This is a genomic window from Wenxinia saemankumensis (genome assembly GCF_900141735.1).
Taxonomy (GTDB): Bacteria; Pseudomonadota; Alphaproteobacteria; order Rhodobacterales; family Rhodobacteraceae; genus Wenxinia; species Wenxinia saemankumensis.
Genome location: NZ_FQYO01000001.1, coordinates 135,151 through 158,836 on the forward strand (window position 1 = coordinate 135,151; position 23,686 = coordinate 158,836).

The 23,686-nt window shown below is 70.7% G+C and carries 22 protein-coding genes and 1 tRNA gene; 11 read left to right on the forward strand and 12 right to left on the reverse strand.

The features are described from left to right. Positions 1-185 precede the first annotated feature (185 nt). Complete coding sequence (locus tag BUE30_RS00590; protein ID WP_073325673.1) at positions 186-500, forward strand: usg protein; 315 nt, start codon at positions 186-188, stop codon at positions 498-500. On the opposite strand, the gene map is transcribed toward BUE30_RS00590, so the two are convergent. From map to BUE30_RS00615, 5 genes are all read right to left on the reverse strand, one after another. After that, positions 497-1,255, reverse strand: coding sequence for a type I methionyl aminopeptidase (map, locus tag BUE30_RS00595; protein WP_073325675.1), 759 nt, complete (start codon positions 1,253-1,255; stop codon positions 497-499). The genes BUE30_RS00590 and map overlap by 4 nt on opposite strands. After that, positions 1,252-2,301, reverse strand: coding sequence for an ornithine cyclodeaminase (locus BUE30_RS00600; RefSeq protein WP_073325676.1), 1,050 nt, complete (start codon positions 2,299-2,301; stop codon positions 1,252-1,254). Before BUE30_RS00600 ends, map begins: the two co-directional genes overlap by 4 nt. Next, positions 2,298-3,233, reverse strand: coding sequence for an arginase (gene rocF, locus BUE30_RS00605; RefSeq protein ID WP_073325678.1), 936 nt, complete (start codon positions 3,231-3,233; stop codon positions 2,298-2,300). Before rocF ends, BUE30_RS00600 begins: the two co-directional genes overlap by 4 nt. Positions 3,234-3,303: 70 nt before the next feature. Beyond that, positions 3,304-3,765: a disulfide bond formation protein B gene (locus BUE30_RS00610; protein WP_073325679.1), complete on the reverse strand. Its 462-nt coding sequence runs from the start codon at positions 3,763-3,765 to the stop codon at positions 3,304-3,306. A gap of 76 nt (positions 3,766-3,841) precedes the next feature. After that, the gene (locus tag BUE30_RS00615) at positions 3,842-4,420 is read right to left on the reverse strand and encodes a YqaA family protein (RefSeq protein WP_073325681.1); all 579 of its coding nucleotides are present in this window, start codon (positions 4,418-4,420) and stop codon (positions 3,842-3,844) included. Between the two features lie 96 nt (positions 4,421-4,516). Here BUE30_RS00615 and ypfJ point away from each other — a divergent pair, with 96 nt between their 5' ends. The 3 genes from ypfJ to BUE30_RS00630 all read left to right on the forward strand — a co-directional run bounded on the left by ypfJ (position 4,517) and on the right by BUE30_RS00630 (position 8,663). Beyond that, positions 4,517-5,404 (forward strand): KPN_02809 family neutral zinc metallopeptidase, encoded by an 888-nt coding sequence (gene ypfJ / locus BUE30_RS00620; protein WP_073325683.1) that lies wholly within the window; start codon positions 4,517-4,519, stop codon positions 5,402-5,404. 101 nt (positions 5,405-5,505) lie between these two features. Beyond that, positions 5,506-5,591 (forward strand) — tRNA-Leu (locus BUE30_RS00625). A 693-nt stretch (positions 5,592-6,284) separates the two neighbouring features. Next, positions 6,285-8,663, forward strand: coding sequence for a Hint domain-containing protein (locus tag BUE30_RS00630; RefSeq protein WP_073325684.1), 2,379 nt, complete (start codon positions 6,285-6,287; stop codon positions 8,661-8,663). Between the two features lie 346 nt (positions 8,664-9,009). On the opposite strand, the gene BUE30_RS00635 is transcribed toward BUE30_RS00630, so the two are convergent. Then, the gene (locus tag BUE30_RS00635; protein ID WP_073325686.1) at positions 9,010-9,603 is read right to left on the reverse strand and encodes a nucleotidyltransferase family protein; all 594 of its coding nucleotides are present in this window, start codon (positions 9,601-9,603) and stop codon (positions 9,010-9,012) included. A 101-nt stretch (positions 9,604-9,704) separates the two neighbouring features. On the opposite strand from BUE30_RS00635, the gene BUE30_RS00640 reads away from it, so the two are divergent. Continuing rightward, on the forward strand, positions 9,705-10,970 hold the full coding sequence (locus BUE30_RS00640) for a DUF2254 domain-containing protein (protein WP_170865600.1): 1,266 nt from the start codon (positions 9,705-9,707) through the stop codon (positions 10,968-10,970). On the opposite strand, the gene BUE30_RS00645 is transcribed toward BUE30_RS00640, so the two are convergent. The 3 genes from BUE30_RS00645 to BUE30_RS00655 all read right to left on the reverse strand — a co-directional run bounded on the left by BUE30_RS00645 (position 10,960) and on the right by BUE30_RS00655 (position 13,818). Continuing rightward, the gene (locus tag BUE30_RS00645; RefSeq protein ID WP_073326494.1) at positions 10,960-11,520 is read right to left on the reverse strand and encodes a lipid-binding SYLF domain-containing protein; all 561 of its coding nucleotides are present in this window, start codon (positions 11,518-11,520) and stop codon (positions 10,960-10,962) included. The genes BUE30_RS00640 and BUE30_RS00645 overlap by 11 nt on opposite strands. A gap of 410 nt (positions 11,521-11,930) precedes the next feature. Continuing rightward, entirely contained in the window at positions 11,931-12,935 is a 1,005-nt protein-coding gene (locus BUE30_RS00650) for a Fe(3+) ABC transporter substrate-binding protein (RefSeq protein ID WP_073325690.1), read from the reverse strand. A gap of 85 nt (positions 12,936-13,020) precedes the next feature. Beyond that, a complete protein-coding gene (locus tag BUE30_RS00655) occupies positions 13,021-13,818 on the reverse strand; it encodes an enoyl-CoA hydratase (RefSeq protein WP_073325692.1) in 798 nt (265 codons plus the stop codon). 60 nt (positions 13,819-13,878) lie between these two features. On the opposite strand from BUE30_RS00655, the gene BUE30_RS00660 reads away from it, so the two are divergent. After that, the gene (locus BUE30_RS00660) at positions 13,879-14,331 is read left to right on the forward strand and encodes a PaaI family thioesterase (RefSeq protein ID WP_073325694.1); all 453 of its coding nucleotides are present in this window, start codon (positions 13,879-13,881) and stop codon (positions 14,329-14,331) included. On the opposite strand, the gene BUE30_RS00665 is transcribed toward BUE30_RS00660, so the two are convergent. Beyond that, positions 14,274-14,813 (reverse strand): 2'-5' RNA ligase family protein, encoded by a 540-nt coding sequence (locus BUE30_RS00665; RefSeq protein ID WP_073325696.1) that lies wholly within the window; start codon positions 14,811-14,813, stop codon positions 14,274-14,276. The two genes, BUE30_RS00660 and BUE30_RS00665, sit on opposite strands and share 58 nt — an antisense overlap. A gap of 218 nt (positions 14,814-15,031) precedes the next feature. Between BUE30_RS00665 and rplM the strand changes: the two genes are divergently transcribed. The 3 genes from rplM (at position 15,032) to BUE30_RS00680 (ending at position 16,907) form a co-directional block, all read left to right on the forward strand. Then, a complete protein-coding gene (rplM, locus tag BUE30_RS00670) occupies positions 15,032-15,493 on the forward strand; it encodes a 50S ribosomal protein L13 (RefSeq protein WP_073325697.1) in 462 nt (153 codons plus the stop codon). 2 nt (positions 15,494-15,495) lie between these two features. After that, positions 15,496-16,014, forward strand: coding sequence for a 30S ribosomal protein S9 (rpsI, locus tag BUE30_RS00675; protein WP_073325699.1), 519 nt, complete (start codon positions 15,496-15,498; stop codon positions 16,012-16,014). Between the two features lie 218 nt (positions 16,015-16,232). Further along, complete coding sequence (locus BUE30_RS00680; protein WP_073325701.1) at positions 16,233-16,907, forward strand: ferredoxin reductase domain-containing protein; 675 nt, start codon at positions 16,233-16,235, stop codon at positions 16,905-16,907. A gap of 299 nt (positions 16,908-17,206) precedes the next feature. Here BUE30_RS00680 and BUE30_RS00685 read toward each other — a convergent pair whose 3' ends face one another. Continuing rightward, positions 17,207-19,102: an ABC transporter ATP-binding protein gene (locus tag BUE30_RS00685; protein WP_073325703.1), complete on the reverse strand. Its 1,896-nt coding sequence runs from the start codon at positions 19,100-19,102 to the stop codon at positions 17,207-17,209. Beyond that, the gene (locus tag BUE30_RS00690; protein WP_073325705.1) at positions 19,099-20,955 is read right to left on the reverse strand and encodes an ABC transporter ATP-binding protein; all 1,857 of its coding nucleotides are present in this window, start codon (positions 20,953-20,955) and stop codon (positions 19,099-19,101) included. Before BUE30_RS00690 ends, BUE30_RS00685 begins: the two co-directional genes overlap by 4 nt. Before the next feature lie 347 nt (positions 20,956-21,302). Between BUE30_RS00690 and BUE30_RS00695 the strand changes: the two genes are divergently transcribed. Further along, positions 21,303-22,367, forward strand: coding sequence for an ABC transporter ATP-binding protein (locus BUE30_RS00695; RefSeq protein ID WP_073325707.1), 1,065 nt, complete (start codon positions 21,303-21,305; stop codon positions 22,365-22,367). A gap of 46 nt (positions 22,368-22,413) precedes the next feature. After that, a complete protein-coding gene (locus BUE30_RS00700; RefSeq protein WP_073325709.1) occupies positions 22,414-23,643 on the forward strand; it encodes an ABC transporter substrate-binding protein in 1,230 nt (409 codons plus the stop codon). The last annotated feature ends 43 nt before the right edge of the window (positions 23,644-23,686 follow it).

A 23,686-nucleotide genomic window follows, 5' to 3' on the forward strand; every position in this document is an offset into this window, starting at 1 on the left:
GGCCTCGTCTTGCAGCCACAATATCTTGTTGTAGGTCACTATATCAGAGCCCAGAGGTGGGGTGCAATCGTCCGGGGCGCGGAACTTTGGCAGCCGCCGGGGTGGGGTGCCAACATCCTGTGATGATTGACTTTTAACCGTCCTGTGCTTGGCTGGGAGAAAATCGACCGGAGCAGGAGAACGGCATGGCGACACCCACCCCGTCCGAGGGCACCGCTGCGGGGCCCCGCGAAGAAAGGAGCGAGACCGAGCTGATGCTCAGGGGCTACGGCATGACGACGGCCGAGCTGTTCTACCGGATGCCGGATTACCGCAGCGTCCTCAACAGCTTCGTCTGGCAGGACTACGATCTCGCCCCCGATCATCCCCGGCTCTTCCGATTCATCGAGTTCTGGCAGGACGAGATCGAGGGGCCGCTCCATTCGGTCCGGTTCGTCCATCGCAAGCGGATGTCGAGTGGCGAGTGGCGGAACGTCACCGGCGAGTTCCGCTACCACTAGGCGGCGGCCGCGCCGGGCAGGGTGAGGACGATCGGCCGGCCCTTCGTGGCGACGATCGTGTGCTCGTACTGGACCGCCGGCGCGGGGGGATGCGCCCGCAGGGTCCATCCGTCGCCCGTCTCCTCGGCCCAGAGTCCGCCGGCGGAGAGGAAGGGTTCCACCGTGAGGACGAGGCCGTGCCCGATCCGCCGGCGGTCGCGGCTGGGCCAGGTCGGGATCTCGCCCGGCTCCTCGTGCAGCGACCGGCCGATCCCGTGCGAGGCGAGATTGCGGATCAGAGTGTAGCCCCGGCGGTCTGCGAAGCGGCCGATGGCCGCGCCGATGCCGCCGAGCGGCCGGCCCGCCCGCGCCTCGGCCATCCCGATCCGCGTCGCATGCCGCCCGTCCCGGCAGAGCCGGTCGAGCGAGGGGGCGACGGGACCGCAGCGGAAGGTCGCGCCGGTATCGGCGAAATACCCGTCCCTGCTGGCGGAGACGTCGATGTTCACCAGCTCGCCGGACCGGAGCGCGCGCGCGCCCGGGATGCCGTGGGCGATCTCGGTCCCGACGCTGATGCAGGTCGCGCCGGGAAAGCCGTAGACCGCCTCGGGCGCGGGGACGGCGCCCTCGCGCTCCAGCAGGTCGCGCCCGATCGCGTCGAGCTCGGCCGTGGTGATCCCCGGCTCGATGGCCCGCCCCATCGCCTGCAGCGTGTCGGCGACGATCCGGCCGATCGCCTTCAGCGCCTCGAGCTCGTCCTCGTGGGTGATCGTCATGGCGCGGCCCGCATCAGCATGCCGTAGAGGTCGCGCGGATCGTCGGGGTCGGCGATCATGTCGAGATCGGCGTGAAGCCCCGTCTCCAGCGCCTTGCCCCGCACGAAACGGAGCGCGGCGAAATCCTCGACCGCGAAGCCGACGCTGTCGAAGAGCGTGACCTGTTCGGCCGAAATCCGGCCCGGCGCGGTGCCCGACATCACCTGCCAGAGCTCGGTCACCGGATGGTCGGGCGGCATCTGCTGAACCTCGCCCTCGATCCGGCTCTGCGGCGGGAACTCGACGAAGATCGTGCTCTTCTCGACGATGCCGCGCGCCAGCTCGGTCTTGCCGGGGCTGTCGCCGCCGACCGCGTTGAGGTGCACGCCCTGGCCGACCATGTTGTCGGTGAGGATCGTGTTGTTCCGCTTGTCCGCCGTCGCCGTCGTGATGATCTGGGCGCCCTGGATCGCCTCCTCCGCCGTGGCGCAGGACACGATGGTCAGCCCCTGGCCGGCGAGGTTGCGGGCGGCCTTCTCGGTCGCCCTCGGATCGGCGTCCCACAGGCGGACCGTGTCGATCCCGACGATCTCCTGCATGGCGAGGGACTGGAACTCCGATTGCGCGCCGTTTCCGATCATCGCCATGACCTTCGACCCCTTCGGGGCGAGGTAGCTCGCGGTCAGCGCGGACATCGCGGCGGTCCGCAGGGCGGTGAGGATCGTCATCTCGGACAGCAGGATCGGGTAGCCGGTCGCGAGATCCGACAGCACGCCGAAGGCGGTCACCGTCTGCAGGCCGTCGCGCGCGTTGCGGGGATGGCCGTTCACGTACTTGAAGCCGTAGATCTCGCCGTCCGCGGTCGGCATCAGCTCGATCACGCCGTGCTCGTGATGGGCGGGAATGCGCGCCGTCTTGTCGAACTTCTCCCACCGCTGGAAATCGCGCTCGATCTCGGCCGCGATGCCGCGGAACATCTGGCGGATCCCGATCCGGTGGACGAGCTGCATCATGTGATCGACGCTGACGAAGGGAACGAGGGCCTTGGGGCCGGGAATCGTGGTCATTGTGTCCTGCCCGTGTAGCTGCGTGTCGGCCGGTCGAAGACGCGTCGCCCGAAGAGCGAGGCGGCGAGATCGACCATGAGCGAGGCTGTGCGCCCTCGCTCGTCGAGGAAGGGATTGAGCTCGACCAGGTCGAGCGAGCGCAGCAGGCCGCTGTCCGAGATCATCTCCATGATGAGATGCCCCTCTCGGACCGTGCCGCCGCCGGGGACGGTGGTGCCCACGGCCGGCGCGACGGAGGGGTCGAGGAAATCCACGTCGAGCGAGACGTGCAGCCGCCCGCCCGCCTCGGCCACCCGGTCGAGAAAGGCGGCGAGCGGCGCGCGGATTCCGTCCTCGTCGATGGCGCGCATGTCGGCGAGCCAGGCCTGACCGGCCTCCAGCGCCTCGCGTTCGGGCGGATCGACGCTGCGCAGGCCGATCATCCCGACCCGTTCGAGCGGGATCGGGGCGGCGAGGTCCGGAAAGCCGTCGAACCCCTCGCGGCCCGCCGCATAACCCATCGGGGTGCCGTGGAGGTTGCCGCTGTCCGAGGTGAGGGGCGTGTGGAAGTCGGTATGCGCGTCGATCCAGAGGACGAAGAGCGGCGCACCCTCCGCATCGGCGACGGCGGCCATCCCGGTGACCGAGCCGAGCGAGAGCGCGTGGTCGCCCCCCATGAAGACCGGGATGCCGGCCGGCGCCGTCCCTTCCGCCGCGCGGCGGATCGCGCGGGTCCAGCCGATCGTCTCGGCCCAGGCGTGGACATGCGGGGCGGGGGGCGCGGCCTCGACCGGGTCGGGGGCGAGGTTGCCGTGGTCGGTCACGGCATGGCCGAGCCCCGACAGCGCCTCGGCGAGGCCGGCGGTGCGGTAGGCGTCGGGTCCCATCAGGCAGCCCCGGCGCCGCTTGCCGGAATCCATCGGGATCCCGATCAGGTGGATGTCGTGCGTCATGGCCCGATCCTGCCCGGGCCGGCGCGCCACGGCCAGCCCGGATGCACCGTCACGCGGCGTTATCGGCCCGCTATTCCGGCGCGCGCCAGGCGGCGAGCCAGATGCCGACCAGGATCAGCGAGAAGATCGCGTTCCAGTTCGCCATCGACAGGCCGAGGAAGAAGGCGTTGAACGCGTCGCACTGGACGAGGCCCGGCCCGTCCACCGCCAGGAGGTCGCCCGTCGACAGCCCGCCGACTCCCGGCCCGGACGAGGCGCAGGTGGCCGGTCCCTGCCACCAGTCGCGTTCCACCCCGGTGTGGAAGATCGCGAGGCCGGCCGCGACGATCGCGGCCAGCGTGCCGGCCAGCGACAGGGCCCGCATTCCGGAGGCGAGGGCGGCCACACCGATCACGATCGCCGCCGCGTGGGGCCAGCGCTGCCACAGACACATCTGGCAGGGCTGCCAGCCGAAGGACTGGAACAGGAAGGCCCCGCCGAGCAGCAGGGCGGATCCGATCGTGGCGAGGGCGACGAGGGCGGTGCGTGTCATGGCGATGTCCTGCCCGCAGGAGGCGCCCGCGTCAACGGCGGACCGGCCCCCGCCGGCCCCCGCCGGCACGGTGCGGTCACATGTAGCGGACGAGGGCGAAGCCGCCGAAGAGACAGACGCAGAAGATTGTGAAGACGAGGCCCAGCCGCTCCTCGATGAAGGCCTTGGCCGGCGCGCCGATCACGCGCAGCAGGCCCGCGACGAGAAAGAAGCGCAGGCCCCGCGCCACGAGACTGGCGAGGACGAAGACCGGCAGCGACAGCCCGGTCGCGCCCGAGGCGATGGTGATGACCTTGAACGGGAAGGGGGTGACGCCCGCGACCAGCACCGCCCAGGCGCCCCATTCGTTGTAGCGCAGCGCGAAGGCGTCGAAATCCTCGGCCTTGTGATAGAAGTCGAGGACCGGGCGGCCCACGCTCTCGAACAGTCCCCAGCCGATGTAGTAGCCGAGCAGCGCCCCCGCGACGGAGGACAGTGTCGCCACGGCGGCGATCAGCCAGGCCCGGCGCGGCCGGGCCAGCACCATCGGAATGATGAGCACGTCCGGCGGGATCGGAAAGACCGAACTCTCGACGAAGGCGATCGCGGCGAGGAACCACAGCGCATGGCGATGCCCGGCAAGCGCCAGGGTCCGGTCGTAGAGGGTGCGCAGCATCGGGTCGGGGAACTCCAGGGCGGATCGCGGCCTTAGCGCATGAGGGTCGGGCGGGGTCAACTCCGCGTGTGGACCGGAACCGGACGGAGAAAGCCGATGAAGTGGCGCGGACGCAGGGGCAGCAGCAACATCGAGGATCGGCGCGGCGCCCCCGGCGGCGGCGCGTTCCGCGTGCCGCGGGGCCGCATCACCCGGCGCGGCGGGGGGGGCGGCGCGGCTGTCGGCGGCCTCGGCGGGCTGGGCCTCGTGGCGGTGCTGGTCATCGGCTGGGCCCTCGGCATCGACGTCACCGGACTGCTGGACGAGGGAGGCGGACAGGTCGCCGCCCCGCGCGAGGTCACGCAGGCGGACCGGGCTGCGGGGGATTTCGTGTCCGTCGTCCTCGCCGATACCGAGGAGGTCTGGACCACGATCTTCGCCGAGCAGCTGGGCGCCGACTATTCCGAGCCGACGCTCGTGCTCTTCTCCGGCTCGACGCGCTCGCCCTGCGGCCAGGCCAGCGCGGCGACCGGCCCGTTCTACTGCCCGGCCGACGGCAAGGTCTATCTCGACACGGACTTCTTCGCTGTCCTCCAGAACCAGCTGGGCGCGCAGGGCGATTTCGCCGCCGCCTATGTCGTGGCGCACGAGGTCGGCCATTACGTGCAGGACGTCCTCGGCACGCTGGGCGAGGCGAACGCGCTGCGCCAGCAGGTCGGGCAGGCGCGGTCGAACGAGATCAGCGTCCGGATCGAGCTGCAGGCGGACTGCTATTCCGGCATCTGGGCGCGCTACGCCGAGGCGGATCTCGGCGTGCTCGATCCCGGCGACATCGACGAGGCGCTGAACGCCGCGGCGCGGATCGGGGACGACGCGCTGCAGCGGCAATCGGGCGGCGTGGTCCGGCCCGAGACCTTCACCCACGGCACGTCCGAGCAGCGTCGCGGCTGGTTCGACCGCGGCTATGCCAGCGGCGAGCTCGCCGCCTGCGATACCGGGCTCTGAGCCCGGATCGCTCGGGACGCCGCCGCCCCCTTCATTGACGGCTCACGGGGGCGCGGCTATTGCCGGGCGGGGCGGCCGGGCGCGATAGGCGCGGCCCTCGGGCCGGTGTGGCGGAATGGTAGACGCAGGGGATTCAAAATCCCCCGTCCGAAAGGGCATGTCGGTTCGAGTCCGACCACCGGTACCAGCGACGCGATCCCCGGACATCCTGTCGGGCGGCCGACTCGTTCGCCTTTCGGTTGTTCGGGCGTTCATCCTCAGGTTGCCTTACTTTCGCCGCGATTCCGGCAACCGCGTTGCCGGTGCCGCGCCAATCTATTCCGACCGGCCGAATTGGTTCGCTCGATTCGACGGCCGATCCGGTCGAAGATGGCGGAAATGAGGCGCTTGACCGGCGATCCCTCTGTATGGCGATAGTTTCCCATACGAAGACGATGTCGATGCGGAACTGAAGCGGATCTCATTCAATCCTGCGGATTCCTCGGGTCCTGCCCGGACGGCCCGCGCGGTTTGCATCAGGATCGAGAAACAATCCCCGCCCCGTCTCGGCGGAATGACGGCCGCCCTAAGGCCGTCTGGACGACGCGGCGCCCCGTGGCGGCCGCGTTCCGAACACTTTTCGCTTTGTTTGCCGTGAACGGGTCTCTATCTCTGACCGCAGGCCCCGATCGGGGCACCGGCCATGGGGGTGGCCGCGCGGACCGGACGTCGGAACGCGGAACTGTCCAGTGTCTGCGAGCGGGCCCGGTCGGGTCCATCTCTAGCGGAACAAATCAGCCGGCCGGACACCCTCCGGCCGCACGGCCCGGCTTTGTGCGCCGGGCCGGAGATGTCACCCGCGGCCCAGCCGCCGCCCCCTGGGGGGAGAGGAGTTTCGACCATGCCGACCGTGAATGGCACGACCGGAGACGACCAGATCGACGTCGATTTCATCGATGCGAGCGGCAACCGCATCGACACTGCGCCGGGCGCGACGAACCGCATCATCGCGGGCAACGGCGAGGACACCGTGACCGCGGGCGCTGGCGACGACACGATCGAGATGGGCGCGGATGCCGATTTCGCCTATGCGGGCGCGGGCAACGACACGGTCTACGGCAACGAGGGCGACGACTTCCTGCGCGGCGGCGAGGGCGACGACGTGCTCTACGGCGGCACCGGCAACGACACGCTGAAGGGCGATGACGGGGCCGACACGATCTATGGCGGCGAGGGCGTCGACTTCATCGGCGGCGGCGCCGATGCCGACGTGATCGTGGGCGGCACCGCGGGGGACCTGATCTACGGCGGCGAGGAAGGCGACGACAACGACACGCTCGACCTGTCCGGCCTGGCAGAAGGCAGCTACCGCGTCGTCGACCTCGTGACCGACGCGAACGGCAACGGCTACAACGGCACGGTCGAGTTCCTCGGCCAAGACGGCAAGCCGACGGGCGAGAGCTTCCGCTTCGAGGAGATCGAGCACATCAAGACCGACCCGCCGGTGCCGCCGGCCGGCCCGGACGGAACGGTCGAGGGCACGTCGGGCAACGACGTCATCGACCTGGGCTATGACGGCGATCCCGAGGGCGACCGCATCGACAACAACGACGCGCTGCTGCCGGGCGAGGTGGGCAACGACGACCTCGTCTACGGCTATGGCGGCGACGACACGATCCGCGGCCTCGACGGCAACGACGAGATCTACGGCGGCGCGGGCAACGATTCGATCTCGGGCGGGGCCGGCGACGACACGATCTTCGGCAATACCGGCGACGACATCATGAATGGCGCCGCGGGCAACGACTACATCCAGGACAGCTCGGGCTCGGACACCGTCTACGGCGGCAGCGGCGACGACACGATCCGCCTCTCCGGCCCCGGCGATGACAGCATCCTCGGCGGCAGCGGCAGCGACACGATCTACGGCGGGATCGGCAACGACGTGATCGACGGCTCTGCCGGCGGACTCGGCCGGTTCGACAATCCCTACCCGGGCGTGCCGGGTGATCCCGACCCCTATGACGACCGCGACGTGGTCTATGCCAGCGACGGCGACGACATCGTCCGCACCGGCGACGACCGCGACACGATCTACGGCGGCCTCGGCGACGACACGCTCGACGCCGGGATCGACGACGACCTGGTCCATGGCGACCAGGGCGACGACACCATCGTGGGCGGCGAAGGCAACGACGAGATCTACGGCGGCGCCGGCAACGACCTCATCTACGGCGGTCTCGACCCGCGCTTCCCCGACGAGCTGAACATCCGCGACGACGAGGGCGACCTCGTCACCGATAACGGGATGGACACGATCTACGGCGGCGCCGGCGACGACACCGTCTATGGCGAGGACGACGACGACGTCATCTACGGCGGCGGCGGCAACGATCATCTCGACGGGCAGATCGACGACGACACGATCTACGGGGGCCAGGGCGACGACACGGTCATCGGCGGGCAGGGCAACGACCAGCTCTTCGGCGGCAACGATCGCGACATGTTCTTCGGCGGCAATGGCGGCGACCACGTCGATGGCGGCGCGGGCGGCGACGATTTCGACACGCTCGACCTGACCGGGTCCGGCGTCGACTTCATCACCTACACCTCCGCCGACCGCGAGGACGGGATCGTCACCTTCCTCGACGGCTCGACCATGACCTTCGAGGAGATCGAGAACGTCGTGCCCTGCTTCACCCCCGGGACCCTGATCGCCACCCCGCGGGGCGAGCGGCGGGTCGAGGACCTGCGCGAGGGCGACCGGATCATCACCCGGGACAACGGCATCCAGGAGATCCGCTGGGCCGGCCGCAAGGAGATGTCGGGCGCGGCTCTGCAGAAGGCGCGGCACCTGCAGCCGGTGCTGATCAAGGCCGGCGCCCTCGGCAACGGTCTGCCCGAGCGGGACATCACCGTCTCGCCGAACCACCGGCTCCTCGTCTCGGGGGACAAGACCCAGCTCTATTTCGAGGAGAGCGAGGTCCTCGCCGCGGCGAAGCATCTCGTCGGCCTGCCGGGCATCCACCAGGTCGAGGCGATGAGCGTCAGCTACATCCACTTCATGTTCGACCGGCACGAGGTCGTCCTGTCGAACGGCGCCTGGACCGAGAGCTTCCAGCCCGGCGATTACAGCCTCAAGGGCATCGGCGGCGCCCAGCGGGCCGAGATCCTCGAGCTGTTTCCCGAACTGGCCACCACCTCCGGGATCGAGGGCTACGCCTCGGCGCGCCGCTCGCTGAAGAAGTACGAGGCCAGGCTGCTGGTCGCGGGAAACTGATACGGCTCGCTCCGCCGCCCCCGGGCTGAGGGGCGGCGGTCGCGCGGGACGGGGACGGCTGCCGGGGGGCGCCGTCCCCGTTTCCGTCGAGGGGGCAGGCGCCAGCCGGAAGACCGGCCGGCGGGAGCCGGTCGCGGACCGATCCGGAACGAGAGGCACGGGCGACTCCGCCCCCGGGGCCACCGATCCGGCGGGATGGGAGATGCTGGAGGGGTGCTCCGTCGCCGCGGCGGGGATCGGGCGGGGCGGCCGGCCTGCCCTGAAGTTCGGCGCCGGGTCGCGCGGGCAAACCGGAGATGGATGCGGACGCGACGGGCCCGAACCGGGGCGCGCTCGCGCGGGGGCGTCAGAGCCCGGTCTCGGCGCGGAAGGCGGCCCAGGCCTTCGGCGTGTCGAGATCGCGCGTGGCGGCGCGGCCGGGCAGGGGGACCGGGACGAGCCGGCCGCCGCGGTTCCTGACGATCGATCTGGCCCCCTCGTCGCCCGCAAGATCCGCGAAGGCGGGGCGCAGCGCGGCGTCGAACAGGATCGGGTGGCCGAGCGCGCCGTCCGCGTCCGTGCCCTGCCAGATCCGGGCGCCGGGATCCGCCGCGCCGGCGGCGATGACGGACGCCATCTCCTCGGTTCCGATTCCCGGCAGGTCGGCCAGAAGGACGAGGAAGCGCGGCGCCGCGGGCAGCCGGGCCACGCCGTCCCGCAGGGTCGCGCCCATCCCCTCGGCCGCGCGCGGGATGACGAGGGCGGTGACATCCAGGCCCTCCAGCAGCGCGGCGCGGGGATGATCGGGACCGGGCAGGGCGACGAAGACGGGCTCGCCCGTCGCGGCGGCGGCCGCGGCCTGCCGGCGCAGCAGCGGCACGCCGCCCACGGGTTCGGCCAGCTTGTCCCGCGGCGCCATCCGGGACGAGCGGCCCGCCGCGAGGATCAGGATCGGGGTCATGCGCGCAGCCTAAGGTCCCCCGGGGCGCCCGCCAAGGGAACCCGCGCGGGTCGCGGCGGCTTGCCCCGGGAAGGCCAGGGGGGCGGCGGATGACGGAACGGTTGAGGCGCGCGATCGGCCGCTTGTGGCGGCGGCTCTGGGTGCGGGCGGTGCTGGTGGCCGTGCTCGGCCTCTCGCTCGTCGGCCTGTCGCGGCTGATCGGCGGGCTGGTGCCCGTCGGGGTGGCCGAGGCGCTGGGTCTGAGCGCGCTGCCGGGCCTGCTCGAGATCCTCGCAACCTCGATGCTGACCGTCACCACCTTCTCGCTGACGGCGGTGGTCACCGTGTTCCGCTCGGCCAGCCAGCAGTTCACACCGCGCATGCACCGCGACCTGATGACCGACCGGCCGACCCAGACCGCGCTCGCCACCTTCATCGGGGCGTGGATCTTCGCCCTGGCCGCGCTGGTCGCGATCGAGCAGCCGACCTTCACCGAGGACGACCGCGCGGCCCTGTTCCTCGCCACGCTGCTCGTGGCGGCGGTCATCGTGATCGAGATGCTGCGCTGGATGGTCCACCTGCAGGGGGTGGGCTCGCTCCTCCATCTCGGTGCGCGGGTGGAGCGCGAGGGGCTGATGGCCCTGCGCGACCGTCAGGACGGCGCCTGGGCCGAGTTCGGTCGGGCCGGGCCCGGCACGCCCCCGGGCCGCGAGATCCGGGTGGAGGAACCGGTCTACCTGCAGCAGGTCAACCCCGCCGACCTGCTGCGCCTCGCCGCGGCGGACGGGGCGCGGATCCACCTGGCCGCGGGCCCGGGCGCCTTTCTCGATGCGGGCGCGGTGCTGGCCCGGATCGAGGGCGGGACGGAGCGGACCGAGGCGCGGCTGCGCAAGGCGCTGCACCTGGGGGCCACGCGGACCGAGGAGCAGGATCCCCGTTTCGCCCTCGTCGAGCTGAGCGAGCTCGGCTCCAAGGCGCTCAGCCCCGGGGTCAACGACCTCGGCACCGCGATCGACGTGACCGGACGGATCGCCCGGGTGCTGCAGCTCGCCTGGCCGCCCGCCCCGCCGCGCGAGGGCGCGCGCGTGACGATCCCGGCGCTGCGGGCCGAGGACGTGCTGGACGACGGCTTCGCCGCGATCGCGCGGGACGGCGCGCACCTGATCGAGGTGCAGCTCTTCGTGCTGGGCCGGCTGCGGGCGCTCGCCGGATCGGGCGATCCCGGCATGCAGGCGGCCGCGCGCGAGATGGCCGCGCATGTCGCGCGGCAGGCGCGCGGCGCGCTGTCCAGCGCGCGCGACATGGGCCGGCTCGAGGCGGCCTGCGGCTGGATCGAGGACCGCGCCGCACGTCCCGGCCGGGGCCGGGGGGCCGGTGCTACGGAATGATCCGGGTGTATTTCGTCCCCTCGAGCGTGGCGCCGACGCGCAGCCCGGTCTGGGCGAAGATCACCGCGATCACCGGCGAGAGCGAGGTCGTCGTCTCGGCCCGCAGGGTCTCTCCCCGGTCGAGATAGGCGAACTCGATGTCGCCGCCCACCGCCCAGCCGTCGGAGGTGCGGAATTCCATCAGCGCCTCGGGGGTCATGAAGAACAGGACGTGGCTGTATTGCTGCGCCCCGATCTGCAGACCGCCCGAGACCGAGCCCTGCGAATAGTAGTCGACCGTGGTCTGGCCGATCACCAGGGCGCCGCGCCCGTAGGCGCCGCCGAGGCCGATCCCCGCCTCGGTCACCAGCGGCATCACCAGCAGGCCCGAGGCCCGCGTGGCGAGATCCTGCGTGCCGGGAAACTCGCGGTACATGTATTGCAGCGTCTGCGCGACGCGCGCGTCGATGATCGCCGGCCCGTCGCCGCCGATCGGATTGCCGCATGCGGCGAGCCCGGTCGCCGCGCCCGCCAGCGCGAGGCCGAAGCCCCGCCGTGTGAAATCTGTCATTGTCCCGCTCTCGATGCCTGTGGGGCCGCCCTTGCCGCCCCGGTTGATCCCGGGGTCGCGGACGGCTCTCGCCCCCATCCTAGGCGCAAAAGGGGCGGCTTGTCATCCGTTCCGGGCCGCCGGGCGCGGGAATGGCCGGCCGCCGGCCCTCCGCCCGCCCCGAAAGGCAGGCGAAAGGGCATTGTCCGCCCCCCTTTCGGTCGTCGCTCGGGGCGATCTCCACGGCAGCGAGGTCGAGGGTGGCGACCCTGGCGTCGCCCTGGAACAGGACGGCGGTCCCGGGATGATGGGGCCGCCGCGCAACGGGGCGCGTGGCGGCGGACGTGGCGCACCGCCGCCCCCGAAATGCGAACGAGCGGCCCCCGCCCGGGAGGCCGCCCGTCCTCCGCGACCCTCGGACGCGGCCGGTATCAGCCGTCGAAATCGACCTCTTCCATGATCCGCAGCGCCTCGGCCCGGTGGCTGGCGATCTCGCTCAGGTCGGTGCGGTCGCCCTCGAACGTGCCCCAGGAGGCGACGAGCTCGGACGGGGCGGCGCCCTCGATCACGGGATACTCGTTGTTGACCTCGGCGTAGATCTCCTGCGCCTGCGGCGAGACCAGCCATTCCATCAGCTGCAGCGCCTCGTCGCGGTTCGGCGCGGCCTGCGTCATCGCGATGCCCGAGACGTTGATATGCGTGCCGCCATCCTCGAAGGTCGGGAAGACGATGCGCACGCTGTCCGCCCATTCCTGCTGTTCGGGGTCGTTCACCATCAGGCCCATGTAATAGGTATTGCCGAGCGAGATGTCGCATTCCCCGGCCCAGATGGCGCGGACCTGGGCGCGGTCGTTGCCCTCGGGCGCGCGGGCGAGGTTGGACTTCACGCCCTCGGCCCAGTCCCGGGTATAGTCCTCGCCGTGATGGGCGATCATCGCGCCGGTGAGGGCGAGGTTGTAATCGTGCAGGCCCGAGCGGGTGCAGATGCGCCCGTCCCATTCGGGATCCGACAGCGCCTCGTAGGTGGTCACCTCGCCGTCGGCCACGCGCTCGCGGCTGGCATAGACGATGCGGGCGCGCTCGGTCAGGGCGAACCACAGGTCGTCGGGCGAGCGCAGCTCGGCCGGGATCGCGTCGCGCAGCACCTGGCTGTCGACCGGCTGGACGACGCCGGCATCGACGATCTGCTGCAGGTTGGCGATGTCGACGGTCATCACGAGATCGGCGGGCGAGCGCGCGCCTTCGGCCCGCAGACGCTCCACGATGCCCTCGTCCACGAAGGCGAGGTTGACGGCGATGCCCGTCTCCTCGGTGAAGGCGTCCATCACCGGCTCGATCAGCTCGGGCTGGCGGGTGGTGTAGATGTTGACGTCGGCGAGGGCCGGGGCGGCGGCGAGGGTCGCGGCCGAGGCGGCGAGGACGGTACGCAGGGACATCGTCGGGGTCTCCGTGGGATCGGTTGGAGGCTCTATGTCCGACGCTATCGCTCGGGTCAATCCGTTTCCGACTTTTTTGCTCGGGTCACTCGGGCGAGGTCGCCCAGTCCGGCATCCGCTTGCCGAGGAAGGCGTCGATGCCCTCGTCCGTATCGCGCAGAAGCATGTTCTCGGTCATCGCCGCCCCGGCGCGGGCATAGGCCTCGGCCTCCGGCAGCGCCGCCTGGTCGTGGAACAGCCGCTTGCCGATCCGCACGGCCGCGCCGAGCTTGCCCGCGACACGCGCGGCGAGCGCGGCGGTCTCGGCCTCCAGCGCCTCGGCCGGGACCACGCGGTTGATCAGGCCGAGCGCCCGTGCCTCCTCCGCCGCGATCAGACGGCCCGTGGTCAGCATCTCGAACGCGGCCTTGGGGGGGATCGCGCGAGTGAGGGCGACCATCGGGGTCGAACAGAAGAGGCCGATATTCACCCCCGTCACGCCGAATCGCGCCTCCTCGGCCGCGACGGCCATGTCGCAGCTCGCCACCAGCTGGCAGCCCGCGGCGACCGCGGCGCCGTGGACGCGGGCGATCACCGGCTGGGGCAGGGCGCGGATCGCCAGCATCACCCCGGCGCAGCGCTCGAACAGGTCGCGGAAGGCGGCGGCGCCGGCATCGGCCTGCCGCCGCCGGTCCTGCATCTCCCGCAGGTCGTGGCCCGCGCAGAAGGCGCGCCCGGCCCCGGCGAGGATCACGCAGCGCACGGCATCGTCGGCCGCCAGCTCCGCCAGCCGGGCCCGCAGCGCGGCGAGCATGGCGTCCGAAAGGGCGTTCAGCCTGTCCGGCGCGTTCAGGGTCAGCGTCGCGACCCCGCCGCTGTCGTCGCGTCCCACGAGGTCGGTCATGGCTTGTCTCCTCCTGTCCTCATCGGCCAGCCTAGGGGGGCGCCCGCCGGAGGAACAGGCATGCCGATGATGGACGAGGCCGCGCTGACGGCCTTTCTCGCGCGGGATTTCGCGCAGGTGGCCGACCAGTTCGCGGTCGAGGCGGTGGGCGAGATGACCGCCCGGATCCGGCTGAAGGTGGCAGAACAGCACCTGCGCCCGGGCGGCACCGTCTCGGGTCCCGCCATGTTCGCGCTGGCCGATGTCGCGGTCTACCTCGCCATCCTCGCGCAGGTCGGGCCGCGGGCGCTGGCGGTCACCACGAGCTGCGCGATCGACTTCATGCGCCGCCCCGCTTCGGGGGTCGACCTGATCGGCGCGTGCCGGATCCTCAAGCTCGGGCGGATCCTGGCGGTCGGGGATTGCCTGATCTTCCAGGACGGGCTGGAGGCACCTGTGGCGCGCGCGTCGCTGACCTACTCGCTGCCGCCCGAGTCCGCCTCCTCGCCCTCGTCTTCGCCCGCGAACGGGTAGGTGCCCGCCCGCGCCCACGGGCCGCCCCGGTAGTGCCAGAGCAGAAGGCCCGTCGCCCGGGCGTCGAAAGGGGCGAAGCCGGCGGAGAGCTGCGGATAGGCGCTGTCCTCCTTCGCGACCTTGTTCTGCAGGGTGACATGCGCGCGCCAGCCCTGCCGGTCCTGGGCGGTGAGCCAGCCCTGCCAGTCGCGGGCGAGGCGGGCGCGCAGCGCCCCGGCGGCGGGGGCCTCGAACCGGACGGCGGCGCCGGGCCGGAAATCCAGCAGCTCCGCCGCCCGCAGGGGCAGGGCCCGGGTGGCGGCCGCGACCTTCGCCAGATGCGCGTGGATTTCGGGCAGCGCCTCTCCGGGCAGCTTGTGGAAGAGCGTCAGATGCGCGGGCAGGGTGTAGCCGCGATCGGGGAAGTGCCGCTGCCGCGCGGCGTCGAGCCGGGCGAAGGTGGCCGCGTCGAGGCGGAGCGTCAGGATCAGGGGATCGGTCATGGCGGGCAAGATGGCGCGGCGGGGGAAACGGGCCAGACAAGTATGAGGTATCTGGATACCATAATTGCAAGTCGTTGTTTTGGCTTGTGTTTGCGGACGAACTGCGGCTTGACCCGGCGCGCGCGATGTCTATAACGCCGCCATTGCCCGAACGACCGGGGGCCGGGCCGCTCGCTGACGCGACGCAGGTCCATCCCCCCAAGACCGTGAGAGAGAACATGAAAACCTATACCGCGACCCCGGCGGATATCGAGAAGAAGTGGGTGGTCATCGACGCCGAGGGCGTCGTTCTCGGCCGCCTCGCCTCGATCATCGCCATGCGCCTGCGCGGCAAGCACAAGGCCACCTTCACGCCGCACATGGACATGGGCGACAACGTGATCGTGATCAACGCCGACAAGGTCCAGCTGACCGGCAGGAAGCGCGACAAGCCGAACTACTGGCACACCGGCTATCCGGGCGGCATCAAGTCCCGCACCACGGGCCAGATCCTCGAGGGCGCGCATCCCGAGCGCGTCGTCATGCAGGCCGTCAAGCGGATGCTCCCCGGCAACCGCCTCAGCCGCAAGCAGATGACGCATCTGCGCGTCTTCGCCGGCGCCGAGCACGGCATGGACGCCCAGCAGCCCGAGACGCTCGACGTCGCCGGGATGAACAAGAAGAACACGAGGACCGCGTAATCATGGCCGACCAGATCAATTCCCTCGAAGAGCTCGGCCAGGCCGTGACGAACGAGGTCGGCGGCGTGCAGGGCACCGCGGCCGAGGATTTCGCCCCGCGCGAGCCCGTCCGCGACGAGCACGGCCGCTCCTACGCCACCGGCAAGCGCAAGGACGCGGTCGCCCGCGTCTGGATCAAGCCGGGCAACGGCACCTTCAAGATCCGCGACCACAAGGGCGAGTACATCGACTACACGAAGTACTTCGCGCGCCCGGTGCTGCAGATGATCCTGCGCCAGCCCTTCCAGGTGGCCGGCGTCGAGGGCCAGTTCGACGTGATGGCGACCGTCAAGGGCGGCGGCCTCTCGGGGCAGGCCGGCGCGGTCAAGCACGGCATCTCCAAGGCGCTGCAGCTCTACGATCCCGAGCTGCGCTCGGCGCTCAAGGCCGCCGGCTTCCTGACCCGCGACAGCCGCGTGGTGGAGCGCAAGAAGTACGGCAAGCGCAAGGCGCGCCGCAGCTTCCAGTTCTCCAAGCGCTGATCGCCGCATCCTGAATCGCGATATCGCGGGCCGCCCTCGGGCGGCCCGTTTCCGTTCCGGCCCCCCGGCCGCGGCGCGATGCGGAGGATGCGGACGGCCCGAGCCGCCGCTGCGACCGGGGGCGGACGCACCGGCGGGCATGCGGGGGCAGCGGTTGGACCCGGCCGGCGGAACCGGGGGGGCGGGGCCTCGTTCCCCCCTCGACTTCAGGAGGCCCCATGACGCACATCATCGAACTGCAAGAGATCGCGCCCGTCACCCACGACACGTTCCACCTCGTCCTGACCCGGCCCGAGGGCATCTCGTGGACGCTCGGGCAAGCGACGAAACTGGCCGTCGACAAGGACGGCTGGCGCGACGAGGGGCGGCCCTTCACGATGACGGGCGACCCGCAGGCCGATCACCTGGAATTCGTCATCAAGACCTATCCGGACCATGACGGCACGACGAACCAGATCCGCCAGCTGACGCCCGGCGACACGCTGCGGATGGGCAGCATCTGGGGCGCGATCGAGGACAAGGGGCCGGGCACCTTCCTCGCCGGCGGGGCCGGCCTCACGCCCTTCATCTCGATCCTGCGCCAGCGCGAGAAGGACGGCGCGCTGGACGGCTGCCGGCTGATCTTCTCGAACGCGGCGGAGGAGGACATCATCCTGCGCGACGAATGGGAGCGGATGCCGGGGCTCGAGACGACCTGGGTCCTGACGGAGGAGGACAAGGCCGGGTTCGAGCACGGGCAGATCGACGGCGACTTCCTCGACAGACAGATCCGCGACTGGCGGCAGCACTTCTACATCTGCGGCCCGATCCCGATGGAGGAGGCGCTGAAGAAGGCGCTGATGGAGCGCGGCGTCGACCGGTCCCGCATCGTGATCGAGAACCACCCCGATTGAGGTCGCGTCGGGGCGCCGCCGCTCCGGATGTCGGGGGGGCGTGTCGCCAGGGGGGGTGGGTGCAACCCACCCTAAAGATTGGTGGCAGGATTAGTGTCATCCGCCTCGACGCCGCGCCGATGCGGGGTGGGTCGCATCCACCTCGCCGGTAAAAGGTGCCGTGTTGCGAGCCGGGTGGGTGCAACCCACCCTACGCGGCAAGGGCCATCCGTCCCGGTACCGCGCCCATGCAGGGTGGGTTGCACCCACCCGCTTCCCGTCGGTGCCGCGCCGGTGCCCGTCCGGCGCCCGGCCAACCCTCAGGTCGCCCGCGCGCGGTCCTCTCCGGTCAGCTCCTCAGGGATGTCGTCGAAGCTGGCATAGTTCATCGAGTAGAGCCGGGAATAGAGGCCCTTCGCCGCCATCAGCTGGTCGTGGCTGCCTTCCTCGATCTTCACCCCCTGCTGGAGCACGACGATGCGGTCCGCGTTGCGGATCGTCGCCAGCCGGTGCGCGATGACGAGGCCGGTGCGTCCCTCCAGCAGCGTCTCGAGCGCGCGCTGGATCTGCATCTCGGTGTAGCTGTCGATGTTCGCCGTCGCCTCGTCGAGGACGAGGATCCGCGCATCCGCCACCAGCGCCCGCGCGAAGGACAGCAGCTGCCGCTGCCCGAGCGAGAGGTTGCCGCCGCGCTCGTCCAGCATCGTGTCGTAGCCCTGCGGCAGTGCGGTGACGAAGTCGTGGGCGCCGACCGCGCGTGTCGCCTCCTCCACGTCCGCGTCGGAGGCCCAGTGCGAGGAATAGCGGATGTTCTCGCGCACCGTCCCGGTGAACAGGAACGGCTCCTGCAGGACCATCGCGATGTGCCGGCCGAGGCTGGCCTGCGTCACGTCGCGCACGTCGCGCCCGCCGACGCGGACCGCGCCGCCCTGCACGTCGTAGAAGCGGTGGATGAGCGCCATGGACGAGGACTTGCCCGAGCCTGTCGGGCCGACCAGGGCGACCGTCTCGCCCGAATTCACGCGGAAGGAGACGTCCTTCAGCACCGGATGCTTCGGGTCGTAGCCGAAGGTCACGTGGTCGAACTCGACCGAGCCGTCGTCCTCGCGCTCCAGCGGGACGGCGTCCGGCGCGTCGGTCACGTCGACATCGACGTCCAGCACCTCGGTCAGGCGGTGGCCCGAGGCCATGGCCCGCTGCATCACCGAATACTGCATGGTGAGCGAACGGATCGGGTCGAAGAAGCGCTGGATGTAGAAGAGGAAGGCGACCATCACGCCCACCTCGATCCGGCCCTCGACCACCATGTAGCCGCCGACCAGGATCACGACGGCCATCGCGATGCCGGTCAGCGAATCCACGATGGGGATCATGATCTGCGCCAGCCGCGAGGCGCGCAGATGCGCCCGGTAATTGTCGTCGACGAGGCCGGTATAGAGCCCGTGGTTGACGCGGCCCCGGTCCATCCCCTGCACCGCGCGCACGCCGTGGATCGCCTCGGCCAGCGCGCCGTTGGTGATCGAGTTCGCCTCGTGGGCGGCCATGAAGGCGGCGCGGGCGCGCTGCAGCCAGAAGAGGCGCACGATCAGCAGGATCGGCAGGACGGACAGGACCAGCAGGCCGAGCTGCCAGTCGAGCCAGAGCATCGCGACGACGATCCCGATCAGCAGCAGGATGTCCCCCACCGACAGGACCGAGGTCTCGAGGAATTCCTGCATCGAGTTCACGTCGCCCTGCAGGCGGCTCATCAGGCGGCCGACCTCGGTCTTGTCCATGAAGGACAGGCTGACCCGCTGCAGGTGCGAGAACATCTTGCGGCGGATGTCGAAGAGCACGTTCTCGGCCATCCGCCCCGTCACGCCCTCCTGCACCCAGGAGGCGGCGAAGTTGACCGCGATGACGAGGGCGAAGCCCGCGACGGTCCAGTAGAGGACGGGCAGATTCACCCCGCCCACCATGCCGTTGTCGATGGCGTGGCGGATCAGCAGGGGGATCGCCAGCTGGCTGAGGGTGAAGATGGCGACCGCGACGACCGAGATCACGACCTGCCGGCGATAGGGGCCCACGAAGTCCCAGATGCGCGAGATCACGCGGCCGTCGAAGGCGCGACCGAAGATCTCCTCGTCGACGCGGTGGCTGCCGACCACGGCGCGCAGGCGCGGGCGGCCGTCGTCGCGGTGATCGTCTGCGGGCTCGGCGGTGCGGCTGGGGCTCATGGCTGCGCCTCCATCATGTCGGCCTCGGGGCGCATCTGCAGCTCGTGCAGCGCGGCGTAGCGGCCCCCCAGCGCGATCAGCTCGTCATGGGTGCCCTGCTCGACGATGCGGCCGTCCTCGAGGAAGAGGATCCGGTCGGCATGCGAGAGGGAGGAGAGCCGGTGCGCGACGATCAGCGTCACGCGGTCCGCCGCGTAGTCGCGCAGGCCCTTGCGGATGCGGCTCTCGGTGCCCGCGTCGATGGCGGCCGTGCTGTCGTCGAAGATCAGCACCGCCGGCTCCAGCATCAGCGTGCGCGCGATGGACAGGCGCTGCCGCTGCCCGCCCGAGAGCGAGACGCCCCGTTCGCCCACGACGGTCCCGTAGCGTTCGGGCAGGCCGACGACCCAGTCGTGCAACTGGGCCGAGCCGGCCGAGCGTTCGATCCGGCTGTCGGTCGCGCGGGGATCGCCGTAGGCGATGTTGTTCTCGATGGAGGTGGTGAAGAGGAAGCTGTCCTGCTGCACCACCGCCACGGCCTGCCGGACGGAGGAGAGCGTCACGTCGCGGATGTCCTGCCCGTCGATGGTGATGGACCCGGCATCGACATCGTAGAAGCGCGGGATCAGGTGCATCAGCGTCGTCTTGCCCGATCCCGGCGGGCCGACGATGCCGACGGTCTCGCCCTTGCGCGCCTCGAACGAGATGCCGGTCACCGCCCGGTGCCCCTCGGCCCCCTGATAGGCGAAGGCGACGTTGTCGAGCCTCAGCGTGCCTTCGGTCACCTTCAGGTCCGGGGCGCCCTCGGCGTCGTCCACCTCCACCGGCATGTCGAGAAGGGCGAAGAGGCGGGCGCCGCAGGTCGAGGCGCGGGCATAGGCGTTGACCATCAGCCCCAGCTGCCGGACCGGCATCTGCAGGATCGTCATGAAGGTGAGGAAGGTGGCGAGCGTGCCGACGCTCATCTCGCCCTCCGCCACCAGCGTGCCGCCATAGAGCAGCACCGCCCCCATCGCGGCGAAGAAGGCGAGCGTCATGGCGCTGGTCGACTTCACCCGCACGTCGATCCGGCGATGCGAGAGGGCCAGCGCCTCCTCGCTCGCGGCGTCGAACTTCTTCATCTCGTGCGGGGCCGAGGAGAAGGCCCGGACGACGCGGATCCCGGCGAGGTTCTCCTCCATCACGCGGGACAGGATGGCGAGCTTCTCCTGCAGGATCAGCCAGGTCTTGCGCAGCGTCAGCTGCATCGCGGTCGAGCGCCAGGCGGCGAAGGGCGCGAAGCTGAGGGCGAGGATGCCGAGAAGCGCGTGGGTCGAGATCAGCAGGTAGGCCCCGATCCCCAGCAGCAGCGTCAGCAGCACGGTGCGGACGAGCGCGGTCGAGAAGTACATCCGCACGCCTTCCAGATCGAGCATCCCCACGGTGATGAGGTCGCCCGAATGGGTCCGGTCGTGGAAGCTGAAGGGCAGGCGCTGGATCTTGTCGTAGACGGCCAGCCGCAGATCGTGGGCGAGGGCGTGGCCGACGCTCTCGGCGCTGTAGTTCTGCGCCAGGGTGAAGAGCCCGCGGAGGACCGAGACGGCGAGCAGCGTCAGCGCGATGGTCCGCAGGGCGGCCTCGTCGGCGGTGGCGCTGCCGATGGCCTGCGTGGCGTCGACCGCCCGCCCCAGCAGGACGGGGATCGACAGCTGCGCGGCGGCGGCCAGCACGGTGGCGATCATCGCGACGGCGACCCGGCCGGGATAGGCCAGGCACATCCGGGTGATGCGGCTGACCGCGTTGACCCCCTCGCCGGCGGCCGTGGATTCGGTGCGGCGGAAAATGCGTTTGGGATCCGTGGCGCCGGATCCATTCGCGACGGCGGTATTCGTCATGCCCGTATCGCCGCGGGGCCCTTGCCCGGCGGCGCCTCGTTCTGTCGGCCGTAGGCCCGACATGCGGACCGGCGGTCTTGCGGTGTCTCGTTGTGTCGAAGGCCGCTCCCTGCGGCCCTCCTCCCGTGCGGGCCGGGGCGGGGCGATCCCCGGAGCGGCCTGCATCCTCGCGCCGACCTAGGGCGGTGCCGGCGCGGGGCCAGCCCGGATCGGCAACGGGGATGGACCGAGTGAGTAGACCCGTTCTGTCCGAAAGGCCAGTGCAGACCAGAAGAGAAAATTGGTATCTATTTGGTTTGACCTCCCCCGCGCCCGCCTCTACGCTGGCCAGAACAGGGGAGACCTCGATGTCCCGACTCACGCTCCGCCAGGTCCGCAAGTCCTTCAAGCAGACGGAAGTCCTGCGCGGTATCGATCTGGAAATCGCGCCGGGCGAGCTGATCGTCTTCGTCGGGCCGTCCGGCTGCGGCAAGTCCACGCTCCTGCGCTGCATCGCGGGGCTGGAGGAGATCACCGGCGGGGACATCGCGCTTGGCGACCGGTCGCTGGCCGGGGTCGCGCCCTCGCGGCGGGGCATGGCGATGGTGTTCCAGTCCTACGCGCTTTACCCGCACATGGACGTGCGGGGGAACATGGCGTTCGGGCTGAAGCTGATGGGCCTTTCCTCGGACGAGGTCGAGGCGCGCATCGCCGAGGCGGCGCGGATGCTGCAGCTGACGCCGCTCCTGGACCGCAAGCCGCGCGAGCTGTCTGGCGGCCAGCGCCAGCGCGTCGCCATCGGCCGGGCGCTGGTGCGCCAGCCCGAGGTCTTCCTGCTGGACGAGCCGCTGTCGAACCTCGATGCCGCGCTGCGGTCCGAGGTGCGGCTCGAGATCGCCAAGCTGCACGAGACGATCGGCGGCACGACGATTTACGTCACCCACGACCAGGTGGAGGCGATGACGCTGGCCACCCGGATCGTCGTCATGCGCGACGGCCGGATCGAGCAGGTCGGCACTCCGCGCGAGCTGTTCGAGACGCCGGCCAACACCTTCGTCGGGACGTTCATCGGCTCGCCCCGGATGGCGCTGCTGAAGGCCAGGGCCGAGGGCGGCCGCTTCGGGATCGAGGGATCGGGCGACGTCGCGCTGCCGGATGCGCCCGGCGGCGCGCGGGCCCTGACGCTGGGCGTGCGGCCCGACGCCTTCGAGGTCGTGCCCGAGGGGCAGGGCTGGGGGGCCGATGTCGTCTATACCGAGTATCTCGGCACCGACGCCTTCCTCTATGCCCGGCTCGGCGACGGCACGCTGCTGAGCGTGCGCACCGACCCCGCCGCCCCCGAACACGCGACCGGCAGCCGTATCGCCCTGCGCCCGCGCGCGGGGGGGCTGCACTATTTCGACCAGGATACCGGGCACAGGCTCGCCGCCTGAGAGAACCCGGAGACGACCGACCAGGACAACCCACAGGGAGAGACCCATGACCAGAACCGCAACCGCATCCATCCTCGCGCTGCTCACCGCCGCGCCCGCCTTCGCCCAGGACCTGTCCTTCTGGTCCTGGCGGCAGGAGGACCGCGCCGTCTACGAGCAGCTGATCGAGGAATTCGAGGCCGCCAACGAGGGCATCACCGTCACCTTCGAGCCCTACGAGGCCACGAACTACAACACGATCCTCTCGACCGCGCTCGCTGGCGAGACGGGACCCGACGTGATGATGGTCCGCGCCTATGGCAGCTTCGAGGTCGTGGCCGCCGCCGGCTACCTGATGCCGCTGAGCGAGGAGGACATCCCGGCCCTGGCCGATTTCCCCGAGGCCGCGCTGCAGGCCGAGACGCTGCGCGAGGACGACACGCTCTACGCCGTGCCCTTCGCCTCGCAGACCATGCTGGTGATCTACAACCAGGACATCTACGACCAGCTCGGCCTGTCCGTCCCGACCACCTGGGACGAGCTGATGTCGAATGCCCAGGCCATCGAGGAGGCCGGCATGTTCGGCTTCGCCAACGGCACCGCCACCGCCTGGCAGAACGAGACGATCGTCTCGGCCCTCGGCGCCTCCACCATGGGGCAGGACTTCTTCGCCGAGGTCGTGGCCGGCGACACCGACTTCACCGACGAGCGCTTCGTCGCTGGGCTGGAAGCCGTGCAGCAGGCGGCGGAATACTTCCCCGATGGCTACCAGGGCCTCGACTACGCCTCGGCGCAGCAGCTCTTCACCTCCGGCCTCGCGGGGATGTTCGCGGGCGGCTCGTTCGAGCTGGCGAACTTCGCGGCGCAGAACCCCGACCTCAATCTCGGCGTCTTCGCCGCCCCCGGCCAGAGCGCCGAGGATCCGGCGCTGGTCGGCCTGTTCTACGACGGCGGGTACGCGGGCAATGCCGCGACCGAGCATCCCGAGGCGGTGAAGACCTTTCTCAACTTCCTCGCCAGCCAGGAATTCGGCCAGACCTTCGCCAACGAGCTCGGCAACGTCTCTCCGATCCCGGGCGTGACCTTCGAGAACGACCTGCTGCAATCGGTAGCCACGCTGAACGAGACCAGCGTGCCCTACGTGATGCTGACGAACTTCCGCTTCGAGGAGCCGTCGGGCTCGGTCCTGCTCCAGACCGAGGTGCAGCGGATGCTGGCGGGCGAGAGCGACCCGCAGACCGCCGCGCAGACGATCAACGACGGGATCGCGTCCTACTACGAACCCTTCCAGGACTGATCCACGGTCCGGCGGCGCGGGCCCCCTCGCGCCGCCATCCCCT